The following is a 16,727-nucleotide window of genomic DNA, read 5'->3' as shown; positions in this document are numbered from 1 at the left end:
GCCACGTCTCAGGCATAGATAGGGAACGCTGCGCACAGTTCGGTCACGGCGGCGCGGCTCTTCTCGATCAGCTTGGCACGGCTGGCCTCATCAGCGCTTTGGGCTTCGAAGATATCGGCGATCAGGTGGCCGATGGCCTCGAACTCCTTGGCGCCAAAGCCACGGGTCGTGCCGGCGGACGAGCCCAGGCGCAGGCCTTTCCACTCCGAAGGGCGGGCGCTGTCGAAGGGGATCGGGTTCTTGTTCGAGGTGATGTTGATGCTGCTCAGGGCATCCTGGGCGTGCTGGCCGGTGAGGTCCTTGGACGACACATCCACCAGCACCACATGGGTATCGGTGCCGCCGCTGACGATGCGCACACCACGCGCCTGCAGGACCTTGGCCAGCAGGCGGGCGTTGGCCTTCACATTGGCACCGTAGGTCTTGAATTCATCGGTCAGCGCTTCGCCCAGGCACACCGCCTTGCCGGCGATGGTCGCCAGGTGCGCGCTGCCCTGCACGCCGGGGAACACGGCGGGCTGGAGCTTCTTGAAGAGGTCCTCGCGGTTGGTCATGACCAGGCCGCCACGGGCGCCGCGCAGGGTCTTGGTGGTGGTGCAGGTGACGAAGTCGGCATGGGGAATCGGCGACGGATGCACCCCGGCGGCGACCAGGCCGGCGAAGTGGGCCATGTCCACCAGGTAGGTGGCGCCGACCTTGTCGGCAATGCCGCGCATGCGGGCGAAGTCGATTTCCCGCGGGTAGGACGAGCCGCCCGAGATGATCAGCTTCGGCTTGTGCTCCAGGGCCAGGGCCTCGACGTTCTCGTAGTCGATGCGCCCGCTTTCGCGGTCAACGCCGTAGGACACGATGCTGAACCAGCGTCCCGACTGGTTGGGCTTGGCGCCGTGGCTCAGGTGGCCGCCGGCGGCCAGGTCCAGGCTCAGGACCACGTCGCCCGGTTGCAGCAGGGCGAAGAACACCGCCTGGTTGGCCTGGGTACCCGAGTGCGGCTGGACATTCACGTACTCGCAACCGAACAGCGCCTTGGCCCGGTCGATCGCGGCCTGCTCGACCACGTCGGCGAAATCGGCACCGCCGTGGAAGCGCTTGCCCGGGTAGCCTTCGACGGTCTTGTTGGTGATCACCGAGCCGAGGGCTTCGAGGGAGGCGCGGCTGACCGAGTTCTCCGAGGCGATCAACTCGATCTGGCCCTGCTGACGTTTTTTCTCGTCGTCCAGCGCCTTGAAGATCAGCGGGTCGCGCAATGCAAGGTTGTCGTTGAAGTAGGAATGCGTCATGGCGGCGGTACCTTTATCGGGTTGTTCTTGGGTTTTTTTCAGCCTATCGCCTGCAAAAACTCAAAAAAAGCGAATAATATTTCAAGGATACGTAAGCCGAACTTAACGATTGGGGCGAGGGGGAGAAGCGCGATGGATATCGGCAAACTGGGCGCCCTGCGCGAGCTGGCGGTGCGCAAGACCATGGCGGCGGTGGCCGAGGCGCTGCACGTTTCGCCGTCGGCGGTCTCGCAGCAGATCTCGCTGCTGGAACAGGAGCTGGGTATCGATCTGGTGGAGCGGCGCGGACGTGGCGTCGAGCTGACCATTGCCGGGCGCACCCTGGTGGAGCGGGCCAACCGCATCTTCGCCGAGCTGGAGTCGGCGCGGGCCGATATGGCCGAGCTGAAGAAGGTGGTGGCCGGGGATCTGCGCGTGGCGGCGTTTCCCTCGGTGGCCTCGGCGCTGATGCCCAGGACCATGCGTGCCTTGCGCACGGCCTATCCACGGCTGGAGGTGCTGTTCGAGGAGATGGAGCCGGAGGAGGGCCTGAATGCCCTGCGCAGTTGGCAGACCGACGTGGCCCTGATCGACGACCTGAATATCCCGCCGGGGCTGCTCGACCCCGGGATCGAGCTGACGCCGCTGATCGAGGATGTCTTCCACGTGATGATGGCGCCGGATCATCCGCTGGCTGGCCGGGATGAAGTGAGCTGGGCGGAGCTGGAGGGTGAGCACTGGGTGATCGATACGGCGTCGGGCACCTATACGCGGATGCTCAGCGAGGCCTGCCAGCGCTCGGGGTATGTGCCGAAGATCATTGCCCGTTGCAAGGGCGCCGAGGTGACCAGTGCGCTGATTCGCGAGGGTTGTGCGATTGCCATGTTCCCGGGACTGCGGGCGCATACCGAGATGCAGGGTGTCCGGGTCAGCCGGCTGGTGCCGGAGATTCGCCGGCGGATCTCGGTGGCTTATCGCAAGGGAGAAAAGAAGAGCCCGGCGTTGCGGGTGTTCATTCAGTGCCTTGAGGAGCATGCCCTGGCATTTCGCTGATGTACGCGGACCCTGTGGGAGCGGGTCAGGCTTTGCATTGCAGTTCAATCAGTAAGTTTCCCTTACCCATACTTGCAGAATTATTCGCTTTTTCTCTCCTTCCACTGGCGCTACGGTTCTCCCAGGGCCGATAGCGATCACCTCGTTGTCCTGCTCTGACGGCGTTTCACACTTCGCCCCCTGCACACGGGGGCCTTTTCAAAACAATAAAGAGAGGGCCGACGATGCCACTCGTACCTGTGCACCACCTTGTCCCCGGGCCCTGACGCCCGTTCGCTGTTTTCTGCCTCTTTCTGCTGTTCGAATTTCCGCCTGCCGTGCATCCCGCCCGGGCGGAGGGTTTCTGCTGCAATAAACAAGGGCGATAAAAATGAAAAAAGAAAACAACCTCTCCACCCTGGCACTCAGCGTCGCAGGGCTGGCCCTGGCCTCCCTGCTCTCGACCAGCGCCATGGCTGGCACCACCCTGGACAACATCAAGAAGAAAGGCTTTATCCAGTGCGGCATCAGCGACGGCTTGCCGGGCTTTTCCTTCACCGACGCCAAGGGCAGCTTCCACGGCTTCGATGTCGATGTCTGCCGGGCCGTCTCGGCGGCGATCTTCGGCGACTCGGAAAAGGTCCGCTACACCCAGCTCACGGCGAAGGAACGCTTCACCGCCCTGCAATCCGGCGAAGTCGACCTGCTTTCCCGCAGCACCACCTGGACCTCCTCCCGTGACGGCTCCATGGGCATCCTCTTCGCCGGGGTCGCCTACTACGACGGCCAGGGCTTCCTGGTGAACAAGAAGCTTGGCGTCAACAGCGCCAAGGAACTGGACGGCGCCACCTTCTGCATCCAGGCCGGTACCGTCACCGAACTGAACCTGGCCGACTATTTCCGCGCCAACGGCCTGAAGTTCACGCCGATCTCCTTCGACACTTCCGATGAGTCCTTCAAGGCCCTGGAGTCAGGGCGCTGCGACGTGCTCACCGCTGACCAGTCGCAACTCTATGGCCAGCGCCTGAAGCTGGCGTCCCCCGACGACTACGCCGTACTCCCCGAAGTGATCTCCAAGGAACCGCTGACCACTGCGGTGCGCCGTGGCGACGAGGAGTGGTATTCGGTAGTGCGCTGGACCCAGATCGCCATGCTCAATGCCGAGGAACTGGGCGTGACCTCGGCCAACGTCAAGGACCTGACCAAGGGCGCGAAGAACCCCGACGTGGCCCGCCTGCTCGGCGTCGAAGGCAGCCTGGGCAAGGACCTCAACCTGCCCAACGACTGGGTGGTGAACATCGTCGCCCAGGTCGGCAACTACGGTGAGTCCTTCGAGCGCAACCTCGGCACCGGCAGCGACCTGAAGATCAAGCGCGGCCTCAATGCGCTGTGGAGCCAGGGCGGCCTGCAATACGGTCCCCCTGTGCGCTGAACCTGGAGTTGCCCGGCCTGGCGCCGGGCAATGGCCTGATTGCCTGTCCGGTAGAGTCGAACCATGCAAACCACTGCTCCTGCCTCGCGTAAATTCTCGCTGGGCGATCCGCGCCTGCGCGCCTTGCTCTTCCAGCTCGTCACCGTCGCCGTCGTCCTGGCGGTCGGTTTCTACCTGTTCCACAACACCCAGACCAACCTGCAACACCGGGGTATCACCTCCGGCTTCGACTTCCTCGAACGCAGCGCCGGCTTCGGCATCGCCCAGCATTTGATTCCCTATGAAGAAGCCAACAGCTACGCCCGGGTCTTCGTCATCGGCCTGCTCAACACGCTGCTGGTGACCTTCATCGGTATCATCCTGGCGACCCTGCTCGGCTTCATCATCGGTGTGGCGCGGCTGTCGCCGAACTGGATGATCAACAAGCTGGCCACCGTCTACGTCGAGACCTTCCGCAACATCCCGCCGCTATTGCAGATCCTCTTCTGGTACTTCGCGGTGTTCCTGACCCTGCCGGGACCGCGGGGCAGCTTCAACATCAACGACACCTTCTTCATCAGCAACCGCGGGCTGAACATGCCCGGGGCCTCGACCGCCGAGGGCTTCTGGCCGTTCGCCGTCGCCGTGCTGCTGGCGATCGTCGCCGTGGTGCTCATGGTGCGTTGGGCCAACCGCCGCTTCGAGGCGACGGGTGTGCCGTTCCACACGTTCTGGGCCGCCCTCGGCCTGCTGCTGGTGATCCCGGGCCTGAGCGTGCTGCTGTTCGGCAATCCGCTGAGCTGGGAACTGCCGGAATTGAAAGGATTCAACTTCGCTGGCGGCTGGGTACTGATCCCCGAGCTGCTGGCGCTGACCCTGGCCCTCACGATCTATACCGCGGCGTTCATCGCCGAGATCGTCCGTTCCGGGATCCGCTCGGTCAGCCACGGCCAGACCGAAGCCGCCCGTTCCCTCGGCCTGCGTGAAGGCCCGACCCTGCGCAAGGTGATCATTCCCCAGGCCATGCGGGTGATCATCCCGCCGCTGACCAGCCAATACCTGAACCTGGCGAAGAACTCCTCGCTGGCGGCCGGTATCGGTTACCCGGAAATGGTGTCGCTGTTCGCCGGCACCGTGCTGAACCAGACGGGGCAGGCCATCGAAGTGATCGCCATCACCATGAGCGTGTACCTCGTCATCAGCATCGGCATTTCCTTGCTGATGAATGCCTACAACAAGCGCATCGCGCTGATCGAGCGCTGAGGAGCCGAGCATGAATGCCTTCGTCTTCAAACCCGATATGCCGCCGCCGGTGAAGACCGTCGGGGTCGTTGCCTGGCTGCGGGCCAACCTGTTCTCCAGCGGGTTCAATACCCTGCTGACCCTGGGTGCGCTCTACCTGGTCTGGCTGATCGTTCCGCCGTTGTTGCAATGGGCCGTGTTCAAGGCCGACTGGCTCGGCACCAGCCGCGCCGACTGCAGCGGGCAGGGCGCCTGCTGGGTGTTCATCCATCAGCGTTTCGATCAGTTCATGTATGGCTACTACCCGGGCGAACAGCGCTGGCGGGTCGACCTGGTGGTGCTGGCGGCGCTGCTGGGCGTGCTGCCGCTGTTTCTCAAACGCCTGCCGCGCAAGGCGCTCTATGGCGCCGGCTTCCTCTTGCTGTATCCGCTGCTGGCCTACGTGCTGTTGTTCGGCGGCATGGCCGGTCTGGTGAAGGTGCCCACCAGCCAATGGGGCGGCCTGCTGCTGACGTTGGTCATCGCCACCGTCGGTATTGCCGGCGCCTTGCCCCTCGGCATTCTCCTGGCCCTGGGCCGACGTTCGCGGATGCCGGCGGTGAAGGTGGTCTGCGTGACCTTCATCGAGTTCTGGCGCGGCGTGCCGCTGATCACCGTGCTGTTCATGTCCTCGGTGATGCTGCCGCTGTTCCTGCCGGAGGGCATGAGCTTCGACAAGCTGCTGCGGGCCATGATCGGGGTGATCCTGTTCCAGTCGGCGTACATCGCCGAGGTGGTACGTGGTGGTCTGCAGGCCATTCCCAAGGGGCAATATGAAGCCGCTGCGGCCATGGGCCTGGGCTACTGGCGCGCCATGGGCCTGGTGATCCTGCCGCAAGCCCTGAAGCTGGTGATCCCCGGCATCGTCAACACCTTCATCGCCCTGTTCAAGGACACCAGCCTGGTGGTGATCATCGGCCTCTTCGACCTGCTCAACAGCGTCAAGCAGGCCGCCGCCGACCCGGCCTGGCTGGGCATGGCCACCGAGGGCTACGTGTTCGCGGCCCTGGTGTTCTGGATCTTCTGTTTCGGTATGTCCCATTACTCCCGAGGCCTGGAGCGCAAGCTCGATACCGGCCACACGCGTCAGGAGCGTCAAGCATGACCCAGGCAAATCCGTCGTCCGCACCGATCATCCGCATCGAGGACATGAACAAATGGTACGGGCAGTTCCATGTGCTCAAGCAGATCAACCTGGAGGTACGTCAGGGCGAGCGCATCGTCCTGTGCGGGCCGTCCGGCTCGGGCAAGTCCACCACCATCCGCTGCCTCAATCGTCTGGAGGAACACCAGCAAGGGCGCATCGTCGTGGATGGCGTGGAACTGACCAACGACCTCAAGCAGATCGAAGCCATCCGTCGTGAAGTCGGGATGGTGTTCCAGCACTTCAACCTGTTCCCGCACCTGACCATCCTGCAGAACTGCACCCTGGCGCCGATGTGGGTACGCAAGCTGCCCAGGCGCCAGGCCGAGGACATCGCCATGCACTACCTGGAGCGGGTGCGCATTCCGGACCAGGCGCACAAGTATCCCGGGCAGCTTTCCGGCGGCCAGCAGCAGCGCGTGGCGATTGCCCGGGCGCTGTGCATGAAGCCGAAGATCATGCTCTTCGACGAGCCGACCTCGGCGCTGGATCCGGAGATGGTCAAGGAGGTACTGGACACCATGGTCGGCCTCGCCGAGGACGGCATGACCATGCTCTGCGTCACCCATGAAATGGGCTTTGCCCGCACCGTGGCGGACCGGGTGATCTTCATGGACAAGGGCGAGATCGTCGAGCAGGCCACGCCCGGGGAGTTCTTCGACAACCCGCGCAATCCGCGGACGCGGAGTTTCCTAAGCCAGATACTGCACTGAGGCCTGGCCTCCCTCACGCCTGCGGTTCAACCGCATTGACCTGGTCCAGTTGGGCCGTCATCCGGTGCAGGAAGCCGATCAGCGTTTCGATTTCCTGCTCATCCAGATTGCCCAGCAACAGGCGCTCCCGTTCCAGGGCCGTGACCAGCACCCGGTCATGCAGCGCCTGGCCTGGCTCCGTCAGCGAGACGGTATAGCGCCGGGCGTCCTTCGCATCGACCCGGGTCGAGACGTACCCGTCGCGCTCCAGGGTCTGCAGCGCCCGGCTGATGGCGCTCTTGTCCAGCCCGATGACCTGGACCATGCGGTTGGCACTGATGTTGTCCTCCACCGCGAGCATTGCCAGCAGCCGCCATTCGACGATGCCGATCCCGTAATGCTTGCGGTAGCAGGCCGACGCACCACTCGACATCTTGTTGGTGAGGAAGGTGAGCAGGGCCGGTACATAGCGATCCAGATTCAGCGGCGTATGGGACATGGCAGGAAGGGCACCTGTGCGTTCTTGGAAAATTGGTTGACATCGCAACTAAAATGACTAGGATGAAAATCACTTGAGGATTCTGCGTGCGCATCATAAGCGCACGCGACATTACAATAAAAACCAGAGGCCCCGTGTCATGACCTGCCTGCGTCCTTCTCTCCCCGCCGACCCGTAAGACCGTCGTTGCGCCGGTAAATCCGGCATTCCCACCTTCATTTTTCAAACACTGCATAACCGTGGTGAGGGCAGGCTCATGCTCGAAGTTCGTGTGTCACAGAAAATCATCGAAGCCGAGGGCGTCTGCAGTTTCGAACTGCTCGCGGCCAATGGCGACCGCTTGCCTGGGTTTACCGCAGGGTCGCATGTCGACGTGCAGGTGGCGCCCGGCGTGGTCAGGCAGTACTCGCTGTGCAACTCCCCCGAGGACAGCGATCGCTACCTGATCGCCGTCCTCCACGAGCCGGCTTCCCGTGGCGGCTCCCGGGGCATGCACGAGCAGATCGAGGCGGGCGCGCGGCTGCTGATCGGCCAGCCCAGGAACCTCTTCGATCTCGACCTGAGCGGGGAACGCTACCTGCTGTTCGCCGGTGGTATCGGGATCACGCCGATCCTGGCGATGGCCCATGCCCTGGTCGTCGCCGGCAAGGATTTCGAGTTGCACTACTGCGGGCGTTCCCTCGGGCGCCTGGCATTTCTCGACCTGTTGAACGGCCCGCTGTTCGGCCGGCAGTTGCGTATCCATGTCGACGATGGCCCGGCCGAACAGCGGCTGGATGCCGCGCGGCTGCTGGCGAATCCCTCGGGCGCCGACCAGCTGTATGTCTGCGGGCCCGGCGGGTTCATGAACCATGTGCAGTCCACCGCCAGGGCTTGTGGCTGGAGCGACGGGCAGATCCACCGGGAGGATTTCGCCGCCCAGCCCCAGGTGCAGGACGGTGACCGTGCCTTCGAAGTCGAGCTGGCGCGCTCCGGTCGTGTGCTCGCCATTCCCGCCGGGCAGACCGTGCTCGACGTCCTCCTGGCGAACGCCGTCGATATCGAGAGCTCGTGCGAACAGGGCATCTGTGGTGCCTGCACGACCCGCGTGCTGGGTGGCGAACCCGATCACCGCGACCAGTTCATGACGGCCGCCGAGCATGCCCGCAACGACTGCTTCACCCCCTGCTGCTCGCGCTCGCGCAGCCCGCGGCTGGTGCTGGATCTCTGAACCCCAACAAGAAAACCCTGAGAGGAGACTGTGATGAGTACATCGAAAGCCCAGGCACTTGCCTATGAGGTCGGCGCGCCGGCCGCACTACCGAAATTCCCGCTGAACCAATGGTATGTGGCCGGCTTTGCCTGGGAGCTGAAGGACAAGCCGGTGGGGCGCACATTGCTGGGCAAACCCCTGGTGCTGTTCCGCACCGCCGAGGGCCAGGTTGCCGCCCTGGAAGACCGTTGCTGCCACCGGGCGCTGCCGCTGTCCAGCGGGACCCTGGAAGGGCAGGGCCTGCGCTGCGGTTATCACGGCCTGCTGTTCGACGCGACGGGCCAGTGCCTGGAGGTGCCCGGCCAGGCGAAGGTCCCGAGCAAGGCCAGGGTCCAGGCCTGGCCGGTGCAGGAGCGCGACCAGATCATCTGGATCTGGTTCGGCAGCCCCGAGCAGCCGCAGCCATCGTCCGAGCCGCCGACCTACGAGGTCCATAGCAGTGGCGAGTACGTCTTCGAAGGGGGCATCTATCACTACGATGCGCCCTACCAGCTGATCCACGACAACCTGCTCGACCTGAGCCACCTGGGCTACGTGCACCTGCGCACCATCGGTGGCAACGCCAGCATCCATATGAACGCGCAGATGCGGGTCGAAAGCGACGAGGGTTCGGTCAGGGTCATCCGTCACATGCCGGGTTCCGAGCCGCCACCGACCTACAGCGCCGCATACCCGTTCCAGGGCAAGGTCGATCGCTGGCAGGAAATCGAATTCCTGGTGTCCCACCTGCGCATCTGGACAGGTGCAGTCGATGCCGGGACCGAGCCGCTCGACGACCCGCGGCGCGGCGGTTTCCACATGCGTGGTTTCCACGGTGTGACGCCTGAAACCGAGACCACCAGTCACTACTTCTGGACCATCGCGACCAACCCGAAAAGCGACGTCGAGGCGATCAAGGCCAAGGTCGTCGAGCAGACCGCGATGACCTTCGATGAAGACAAGGTGGTGATCGAGGCCCAGTACCGCAACATGCTCGAATTCGGGCCCAGGCCGATGATCGATATCCACGTCGATGTCGGGGCCAACCGCGCGCGCAAGATCATCGAGCAGTTGCGCCAGGCCTCGGCCTGATTTCGTTCCGCGACCTCCGGGTCGTCCTTGCGTTGCACGACTAACAAAAACAAGAAGGTATCCAATGCAATTTCCACGCTCCCCTTCCGGCAGCGCGCAGGCGGCTGCGCGCAATTACACCGCCGTTTCCATCGTCCAGCGCCTGGATGAAAAGGCCATGGGCCGCTTCCAGTGGCAGGTCGTGTCCCTGTGTTTCCTGATCAACATGCTCGATGGCTTCGATGTGCTGGTGATGGCCTTCACCGCGTCATCGGTCGCCGCAGAGTGGGGGCTCAGCGGGATCGATATCGGCTACCTGCTGAGTGCCGGCCTGGTCGGCATGGCCCTGGGCTCGCTGTTCATCGCGCCCTGGGCCGACCGTTTCGGGCGGCGGCCATTGATCCTGCTGTGCCTGGCGATCGCTGCACTGGGCATGCTCCTGTCATCCCGGGCGCCTTCGGTGCAAATGCTCGGCGCGTTGCGCTTCATGACCGGGCTGGGGATCGGCGGGATCCTTGCGAGCAGCTATGTGATCGCTGGTGAATACGCCAACCGTAAATGGCGCAGCCTGGCGATCAGCCTGCAGTCCACGGCCTATGCCCTGGGCGCAACCCTGGGCGGTCTGTTCGCGGCGCAGGTCATTCCCGAGGCCGGTTGGCGTTCGGTGTTCCTGTACGGCGGGATCGCCACCCTGATGACCTTGCCGGTGATGTTCCTGTTGTTGCCGGAGTCTATCGCCTACCTGCTGGCGCGCCAGCCCCGGGGTGCGCTGGGCAGGGTCAACGGACTGCTGGGGCGGATGGGCGTGGAGCCGGTCGAGGCGTTGCCGACACCCCAGGCGCTGGAGCGGAAGTCGCCAGGGCAAGGTTTCGCGACGTTGTTCTCGGGCCCGCTGTTGCGTTCGACGCTGCTGGTCTGGGCCGGCTTTTTCCTGGTCATGTTCGGCTTCTACTTCGTCATGAGCTGGACTCCCAAGTTGCTGGTATCGGCCGGCCTGTCCAACCAGCAGGGCATTACCGGAGGGGTGCTCCTGAACCTTGGCGGGATCGTCGGCACGTCGCTGATCGGCTTGCTCGCGGCGAAGTACCGGCTGTCCCGGATCCTGGTGGGCTACCTGCTGCTCAATGCCTTGCTGCTGGCGATCTTCGTTCATTTCACCGCCCACCTGAGCCTGGCCTTCGTCCTCGTGCTGTTGATCGGCGTCCTGGTGAATGGCTGTGTCGCCGGCCTCTATGCGCTGACGCCGGGCATCTATGCCCCCGAACAACGGGTCACGGCGCTCGGCTGGGGCATTGGCGTCGGGCGCATCGGCGCGATCCTCTCGCCGCTGGTCGCCGGCGGATTGATCGACGCCCACTGGCAGCCTGCCGACCTGTATCTGCTGTTCGCCGGGGCGTTCCTGCTCGCGGCCCTGGCCGTGCGCCTGATGCGCAGCCAGGCACCGCTGCCGGCCGCCCGGCCCCTGGCTTCCTGAACACATCGCCAATAACAACAACAAGGTGACGCAGAATGAGCCTGTTCATGACCCGTCTCAAGCCAATGGCTTGGGGCATTCTCCTGGGCCTGGCCGCCCAGGGTGCAGCAGCCGGTCTTATCGAAGACAGCAGCGCAACGCTGACGGCCCGCAATTTCTACCTGGACCGTGACTACAAGGGCGACACGCCTTACCCGGCGGCGCGGGAGTGGGCGCAGGGTTTCATTCTCAAGGCCAACTCCGGGTTCACCGAAGGCACCGTCGGTTTCGGCCTGGACCTGACCGGCCTGCTGGGGCTGAAGCTTGATTCCTCGCCTGAGCGTACCGCGACCCAGCTTCTCGCCTACAACTCCCGGACCCGTGAGGCCAGGGACGAGTACTCGGAACTGGGCCTGACCCTGAAGGCCAGGGTCTCGAAGACCCGGCTCTCCCTGGGGACGCAGTTCCCCTCGCTGCCGGTGATCACCGCAAGCCCGGCCCGCTTGCTGCCGCAGTCCTTTCGCGGAGTCTCGCTGGTGTCCGATGAGTGGGACGACCTGACCCTGCATGCCGGACGCATGGACCGGGTCAACCTGCGCGACTCCACCGACTACGAGCCCATCGGGCTGGCGTCGCCCAATGGTCGCTTCAAGGCGGGGGCGACCTCCGAGCATTTCGATTTCTATGGTGGCGAGTACCGGCCAACGTCCGGCCTGACCTTGCGTCTGCTGCGCGCCGAGCTGGACGACATCTACACCCAGGACTTTTTCGGCGTGCTGCACATGGCGCCGCTGGGCACGGGCAGGTTCAGGTCGGATGTCCGAATCTTCAACAGCCGTGAAGACGGGCGGGCCAAGGCCGGCAGCATCGACAACCTGAATGTCGGCGCTATGTTCACCTACCTGTGGGGTGTCCATGGCCTTGGGGTGGGGTACATGCGCCAGTTCGGCGACAGTGCCTTTCCCTATATCGCCGGAGGGGAGCCGTCGGTGCTCAGCGACGGCACGATGAGCGCGGACTTCGTCAACCCGCGCGAACGGACCTGGGCCGTGCGCTATGACCATGACTTTGCCGGCATTGGCCTGCCCGGGCTCACGGGCATGGTGCGTTACCTGCACGGCGACAGCATCGACCTGCCGGCACTGGGCGGCAGTCGGCTGACGGAGTCTTCCAAGGATTTCGAGCTGGCGTATGTCGTGCAATCGGGGCCGGCAAAAGGCTTGGTGCTGCGCATCAGGGAAGCGTTCTACCGCAACCAGCAGGGCGCGGCTTCATCCTTCAGGAGCGACAACGAGACCCGGATCAATATCGATTACACGCTGAAGATCTGGTGAGCCTGCGTCGCCTCGGGGAGGTATCGTCCGGGGCGATACCTGGCAGTGTGAAAAGCGCCAGGTTCACGGATGTCCCGTGGGTTATAACCCCTGCATGCGCTACCGCCGTCTCGACCTCAACCTCCTCGTCGCCCTGAACGCCCTGCTCGAAGAAAGCAGCGTGAGCAGGGCCGCCGAGCGCCTGAACCTGGGCCAGTCGGCGACCAGTGCGGCGCTCGGGCGCCTGCGTGAGCACTTCCAGGACCCGCTGCTGCTCCCCGTAGGCCGCGGCCTGCAACCCAGCCCTTTGGCCCGCCAACTGGCGCCCCGGGTTCGCGAACTGCTGGCCATGACCGACGAGCTGGTGGCAACCACCGCCGACTTCGACCCCGCCCGCTGCGAGCGCTGCTTCACCCTGGTGGCCTCGGACTATGTGGCGGCGACCCTGATCCCCGCGGTCAGCCGTGCATTGAGCTGCCTGGCGCCCGAGGCCTCCCTGGTGGTGCGCGACCTGTCCCTGTCCCGCGATGGCGACCAGGTGGCCGAAGCCCTGGAGTACCGGCGCAGCGACCTGGCGATCGTCCCGCAACGGCGGATCAACACCGCCTATCCCCACGCTGCGCTGCTTGATGATGAGCTGTGCTGCATCGTGTGCGCCGAGCACTGGCCGGAAGGCCAAACCCTGGATCTCAGCCGCTTCCGCGAAGGGCAACACGTCCTGCGCGAATTCGCCGACGGGCAGACCCTGTCCCTGGATACCCAGCACCTCAAGGATATCGGCCTGGAGCGCCGTGTGGTCGCGACGGTGCAGAGCTTCGTGCTGATGGCCGAATTCGTGATCGGCACCCCGCGTATCGCCACGCTGTTCCGTCGCCAGGCCGAGGCGCTGGCGCGGCGTTATCCGTTGCGGGTGCTGTTGGCGCCCATTGCCTTCCCGCCGGCGGCCCAGGCCCTGCAGTGGCATCCGCAGCAGGCCAGTGATCCGGTGCTGGCATGGTTTCGCCAGTTGCTGCTGGAGCAGGCGGCTCAGCTCTGAGGATCGCCGGTATCCCCCCTTAGTCCGACCTCGGCAATTGCCAGCAGGGCGCAGCGCTCATCATTGTCCGAGGTATCGCCGCTGACACCGATGGCGCCGAGCAGACTGCCCTCGGTATCGCGCAACAGGATCCCGCCTGCCACCGGAATCACTTCGCCGTCGGTCAGGCTGTTGATCGCATCGAAGAACGCCGGCATCGCCTGCGCCCGTCGTGCCAGTTCCCGGCCGCCCATGCCCATGCCGAGGCAGCCACGGGCCTTGCCGCTGGCGATGCGCGGGCGCAGGAAGCTGGCCTGCTCGTCGCGCAGGACCGCCAGCGGATGGCCGGCGGTATCCAGCACGACGGCTGCCAGAGGTCGAATGCCCAGCGTGCGGGCCTGACGCAGGGTGGCAGCGGCCAGGCGCGCGGCCAGTTCGAAGTCGAGGGCGGTCATGCCGGCAGGCTCCATTTGCCCAGTTCCGTGACCCGGTCGCGGGTGTAGAGATCGGTCCATTTCAGGCTGTTGAAGTCCGAAACCTGCTTGGGGTTGTAGGCAGTGCGTTGCAGCTTCACCGGCTCGCCGGCCTTGTACACGGCCTGCAGGCGGCTGCGGTCCTGGAGGATGCGGATATCGTCCAGCGGCGAGCCGTCGAGGATCAGCAGGTCGGCCTGCTTGCCCGGCTCCAGGGTGCCGAGGGTTTCGCCGCGGGGCATCAGGCGGGCGCCGACATTGGTGGCGGCGAACAGGGCTTCGGCCGGGGTGAAGTCCAGGCGCCGCACCAGCAGTTCCAGTTCCCGGGCATGCCACTCGCCGTAGGGCGTCACGGCAAAACCGCTGTCGCTGCCGCAGGCGAAGGGGATGCCGGCGGCCTTGGCCCGTTTCAGGACCGGCGTGCCCAGTTCCAGGGTGCGCGCGCAGTAGCCGGCATAGCCGGTGGCGATGGCGGGATCGTGGGGCTGGCAGAAGTCCACGGTGTTCTGCGGGAAGGTCATGGTCGGGGCGAGGATGCTGCCGGCGTCGAGCAATGCCTCGATGCAGGCGTCGTCCATGTAGAAGGCGTGGAAGACCAGGTCGACCCCGGCTTTTGCGGCATACATCACCGCCTCGCGACCGTAGGCATGGGTGGCCACGCGGCAGCCGAGGCGATGGGCTTCCTCGACCATCTCGCGGGTTTCCTCGGCGGTGAAGGCGGCGATGATCTCGCCGTTGGCGCGGCGCTGGGTGCCGTCCATGGCGATCTTGATCAGGTCGACGCCGTCCTTGGCCTGCTTGCGGATTTCCGCGATGGCCTCGGTGCGGCTGGTCACCAGGGCGGCGGTGAAGTATTCCGGGGCGCCGACGCGGCTGGGGAACCAGTCGTTGAGGCTCTGGCGGTTGGTGATCACCCGGCTGCTGGCGGCGATGCGCGGGCCTTCGAAGAGGCCGGCGTTGAGCGTATTGCGCACGGCGATGCTGAGCTGGCCGCTATCGCCGGGGCAGACCATCGACGTCACCCCGGCGGCGAGTACGTGCTGGGCGAAGAACAGGCCGCGCAGGGCGCGGAATTCGTCGCTGGTCCAGATATCGATGTCTTCCTCGCTCTGGGCGTTGCCGAAGGCCAGGTGGGTGTGCACGTCGATCAGGCCGGGCATGACGAAATGGCCGTGGGCTTCGCGGTCACCGGGTTGCGGGCGGGGCGACTGGGCGCTGGGTCCGGCGTGGCGGATCTGGCCGTTTTCGATGATCAGGGTCTGGTGGTGAAGGGGTTCGAGGCTGGTGCCGTCGAAGAGAGTGGCGCAGTGGAGGTGCAGGGCGGTCATGGGGTGGAGCCTCGTCTTGTTGGTTGTGACGGAGGCTAGGGGGCTGTGAGGGTAGGGACTATCAGATGCTGTCGATGACCAGGCATTGACCGGATGGATAGGTCCGTGTCGGGCACAAATCCTGTGGCTGACTGAGGAACCTGTGGGAGCCGGCGTTGCCGGCGATGAGGCCGGCACAGGCAATGCAGGTGCCCGCTCGGGCCAATCGCTGGCAACGCCAGCTCCCACAGTTGACCGAGTCGAGCCGGGATTCTGCGAGCGACACAAGACCCTGTGGGAGCTGGCTTGCCAGCGATAGCGGTGGTGGATTCACCATCACAGTTGCTGGCTAGCCCACAGGGCCCGCGTCACTCCATCAGGTCACCGGCAGGTCAATGTTCTGGATGCAATCCCGAATCCGCCCCCGCAACCACTTCAACATCGGATCCCCCTCCATGCTCCGGTGCCAGAGCATGTATTCCCCCATCAGCGGAATCTCCATCGGCGTCGGCAATATCCGCAGCGGCAGATACCGCGCATACAACTGCGCCAGCCGCCGGTGCATGGTCGCCAGCCGTGGCGTGCCCACCAGCAATTGCGCAAGGGTGTTGAAGTCATTGGTGATCACCTCCAGCCGCCGCTTCACGCCGTACTGGTTCATGATCCAGTCCTCGATGCTCAGGTGCCGGTTGCGCCCGAAACCTACCGAGATATGCCCCATCGCCAGGTACTGCTCCAGGCTCAGGCTGTCTCCCACCTCCAGGTTGCCCCGCCAGGCCACGCAGACATGATCCTCCTCGAACAGCAACTGCGCCGGGTGATCATCAAGCCGGTAGCGCTCGGGCACGATCATCAGGTCCACCTCGCCACGGATCAGCAATTCGGCACTGTTATCCCCCGGGCTGAGCATCTCGAAGGTGATCCCCGGCGCCTCCTGGTGAATCCGCTGGATCACCTGGGCGAACAGCACGCTGATCAGGTAATCCGAGGTCACCAGGCGAAAGTGCCGCTTGCTGGCCGCCGGGTCGAACACCGGCCGGGCAGTGATGGACGAGCGAATGGTCAGCAGCACTTCCCGCACCGGTCCGGCCAGTTCCAGGGCGTAGGGCGTGGGCTGCATGCGCCGCCCGACCTGCACCAGCAACTCGTCTTCGAAGAAGGTCCGCAGGCGCCCCAGCACCCCGCTGGTGGCGGACTGGGTCATGTGCAGGCGCTCGGCAGTGCGGGTGATGTTCTGCTCTTCCAGCAGCACATCCAGGGCAACCAGCAGGTTGAGGTCCAGATGGTGAAAACGCATGGCTCAGGCTTCTTGTAGTTGTTTTGCCGATACCTTCCCGTCGCCCTCGCACCCCGTCAATGCGCCGGGGTATCGCATTTTCCGATGCCTGATATCCCGCCTCGCGATGCCTTCGAGGTATCGCGCCGCTCGATAGGTCGCATCCCGACAAGCGATTAGTCAGAGACAGCCCTGCAGGTCAACCTGTGCCCGTCGCCCGGTCTATCCCGCCGGGTGGCGCCACCCCTGGCACACGACCTAGAACCGGTC

15 protein-coding genes are annotated in these 16,727 nt (G+C 64.7%); 10 read left to right on the top strand and 5 right to left on the bottom strand.

What is annotated here, in order from left to right:
- Window positions 1-8: 8 nt before the first annotated feature.
- Window positions 9-1,280, bottom strand: coding sequence for a serine hydroxymethyltransferase (glyA, locus tag PSEMO_RS08860; RefSeq protein WP_075802735.1), 1,272 nt, complete (start codon window positions 1,278-1,280; stop codon window positions 9-11).
- A gap of 132 nt (window positions 1,281-1,412) precedes the next feature.
- On the opposite strand from glyA, the gene PSEMO_RS08855 reads away from it, so the two are divergent.
- The 5 genes from PSEMO_RS08855 to PSEMO_RS08835 all read left to right on the top strand — a co-directional run bounded on the left by PSEMO_RS08855 (window position 1,413) and on the right by PSEMO_RS08835 (window position 6,840).
- A complete protein-coding gene (locus PSEMO_RS08855; protein ID WP_075802734.1) occupies window positions 1,413-2,312 on the top strand; it encodes a LysR family transcriptional regulator in 900 nt (299 codons plus the stop codon).
- Window positions 2,313-2,676: 364 nt separating this feature from the next.
- The gene (locus PSEMO_RS08850) at window positions 2,677-3,723 is read left to right on the top strand and encodes an amino acid ABC transporter substrate-binding protein (protein ID WP_075802733.1); all 1,047 of its coding nucleotides are present in this window, start codon (window positions 2,677-2,679) and stop codon (window positions 3,721-3,723) included.
- Between the two features lie 63 nt (window positions 3,724-3,786).
- Window positions 3,787-4,965 carry an amino acid ABC transporter permease gene (locus PSEMO_RS08845; protein ID WP_075802732.1) on the top strand — a complete coding sequence of 393 codons (1,179 nt, stop codon included), beginning with the start codon at window positions 3,787-3,789 and terminating at the stop codon, window positions 4,963-4,965.
- A 10-nt stretch (window positions 4,966-4,975) separates the two neighbouring features.
- Complete coding sequence (locus PSEMO_RS08840; RefSeq protein ID WP_075802731.1) at window positions 4,976-6,088, top strand: amino acid ABC transporter permease; 1,113 nt, start codon at window positions 4,976-4,978, stop codon at window positions 6,086-6,088.
- The gene (locus PSEMO_RS08835; protein ID WP_075802730.1) at window positions 6,085-6,840 is read left to right on the top strand and encodes an amino acid ABC transporter ATP-binding protein; all 756 of its coding nucleotides are present in this window, start codon (window positions 6,085-6,087) and stop codon (window positions 6,838-6,840) included. Before PSEMO_RS08840 ends, PSEMO_RS08835 begins: the two co-directional genes overlap by 4 nt.
- A gap of 13 nt (window positions 6,841-6,853) precedes the next feature.
- On the opposite strand, the gene PSEMO_RS08830 is transcribed toward PSEMO_RS08835, so the two are convergent.
- A complete protein-coding gene (locus PSEMO_RS08830) occupies window positions 6,854-7,318 on the bottom strand; it encodes a MarR family winged helix-turn-helix transcriptional regulator (RefSeq protein WP_075802729.1) in 465 nt (154 codons plus the stop codon).
- A 256-nt stretch (window positions 7,319-7,574) separates the two neighbouring features.
- Between PSEMO_RS08830 and PSEMO_RS08825 the strand changes: the two genes are divergently transcribed.
- From PSEMO_RS08825 to PSEMO_RS08805, 5 genes are all read left to right on the top strand, one after another.
- Entirely contained in the window at window positions 7,575-8,528 is a 954-nt protein-coding gene (locus PSEMO_RS08825) for a PDR/VanB family oxidoreductase (protein ID WP_075802728.1), read from the top strand.
- A gap of 33 nt (window positions 8,529-8,561) precedes the next feature.
- Window positions 8,562-9,641, top strand: a complete 1,080-nt coding sequence (locus PSEMO_RS08820; RefSeq protein ID WP_075802727.1) for an aromatic ring-hydroxylating dioxygenase subunit alpha — start codon at window positions 8,562-8,564, stop codon at window positions 9,639-9,641.
- Window positions 9,642-9,798: 157 nt separating this feature from the next.
- Complete coding sequence (locus PSEMO_RS08815; protein WP_075802784.1) at window positions 9,799-11,094, top strand: MFS transporter; 1,296 nt, start codon at window positions 9,799-9,801, stop codon at window positions 11,092-11,094.
- Between the two features lie 65 nt (window positions 11,095-11,159).
- Entirely contained in the window at window positions 11,160-12,407 is a 1,248-nt protein-coding gene (locus tag PSEMO_RS08810) for an OprD family outer membrane porin (protein ID WP_372239106.1), read from the top strand.
- A gap of 76 nt (window positions 12,408-12,483) precedes the next feature.
- Entirely contained in the window at window positions 12,484-13,422 is a 939-nt protein-coding gene (locus tag PSEMO_RS08805) for a LysR family transcriptional regulator (RefSeq protein WP_305955591.1), read from the top strand.
- On the opposite strand, the gene PSEMO_RS08800 is transcribed toward PSEMO_RS08805, so the two are convergent.
- From PSEMO_RS08800 to PSEMO_RS08790, 3 genes are all read right to left on the bottom strand, one after another.
- A complete protein-coding gene (locus PSEMO_RS08800) occupies window positions 13,413-13,856 on the bottom strand; it encodes a GlcG/HbpS family heme-binding protein (RefSeq protein ID WP_075802783.1) in 444 nt (147 codons plus the stop codon). The genes PSEMO_RS08805 and PSEMO_RS08800 overlap by 10 nt on opposite strands.
- The gene (locus PSEMO_RS08795; RefSeq protein WP_075802725.1) at window positions 13,853-15,202 is read right to left on the bottom strand and encodes a metal-dependent hydrolase family protein; all 1,350 of its coding nucleotides are present in this window, start codon (window positions 15,200-15,202) and stop codon (window positions 13,853-13,855) included. The genes PSEMO_RS08800 and PSEMO_RS08795 overlap by 4 nt, the downstream gene beginning before the upstream one ends.
- 355 nt (window positions 15,203-15,557) lie before the next feature.
- Complete coding sequence (locus PSEMO_RS08790) at window positions 15,558-16,478, bottom strand: LysR family transcriptional regulator (protein WP_075802724.1); 921 nt, start codon at window positions 16,476-16,478, stop codon at window positions 15,558-15,560.
- Window positions 16,479-16,727: the final 249 nt, after the last annotated feature.

The sequence above is a fragment of the Pseudomonas putida genome (assembly GCF_001941965.1).
In the GTDB taxonomy this organism is placed as follows: Bacteria; Pseudomonadota; Gammaproteobacteria; order Pseudomonadales; family Pseudomonadaceae; genus Aquipseudomonas; species Aquipseudomonas putida_L.
Note: the sequence above shows the minus strand (reverse complement) of the source record. Positions and strands in the feature narration are given on the sequence as shown.

Coding starts and splice junctions, on each gene's coding strand:
- glyA (WP_075802735.1), bottom strand. CDS start 1,280: ATGACGCATTCCTACTTCAACGACAACCTTGCATTGCGCGACCCGCTG.
- PSEMO_RS08855 (WP_075802734.1), top strand. CDS start 1,413: ATGGATATCGGCAAACTGGGCGCCCTGCGCGAGCTGGCGGTGCGCAAG.
- PSEMO_RS08845 (WP_075802732.1), top strand. CDS start 3,787: ATGCAAACCACTGCTCCTGCCTCGCGTAAATTCTCGCTGGGCGATCCG.
- PSEMO_RS08840 (WP_075802731.1), top strand. CDS start 4,976: ATGAATGCCTTCGTCTTCAAACCCGATATGCCGCCGCCGGTGAAGACC.
- PSEMO_RS08835 (WP_075802730.1), top strand. CDS start 6,085: ATGACCCAGGCAAATCCGTCGTCCGCACCGATCATCCGCATCGAGGAC.
- PSEMO_RS08830 (WP_075802729.1), bottom strand. CDS start 7,318: ATGTCCCATACGCCGCTGAATCTGGATCGCTATGTACCGGCCCTGCTC.
- PSEMO_RS08825 (WP_075802728.1), top strand. CDS start 7,575: ATGCTCGAAGTTCGTGTGTCACAGAAAATCATCGAAGCCGAGGGCGTC.
- PSEMO_RS08820 (WP_075802727.1), top strand. CDS start 8,562: ATGAGTACATCGAAAGCCCAGGCACTTGCCTATGAGGTCGGCGCGCCG.
- PSEMO_RS08815 (WP_075802784.1), top strand. CDS start 9,799: ATGGGCCGCTTCCAGTGGCAGGTCGTGTCCCTGTGTTTCCTGATCAAC.
- PSEMO_RS08810 (WP_372239106.1), top strand. CDS start 11,160: ATGGCTTGGGGCATTCTCCTGGGCCTGGCCGCCCAGGGTGCAGCAGCC.
- PSEMO_RS08800 (WP_075802783.1), bottom strand. CDS start 13,856: ATGACCGCCCTCGACTTCGAACTGGCCGCGCGCCTGGCCGCTGCCACC.
- PSEMO_RS08795 (WP_075802725.1), bottom strand. CDS start 15,202: ATGACCGCCCTGCACCTCCACTGCGCCACTCTCTTCGACGGCACCAGC.
- PSEMO_RS08790 (WP_075802724.1), bottom strand. CDS start 16,478: ATGCGTTTTCACCATCTGGACCTCAACCTGCTGGTTGCCCTGGATGTG.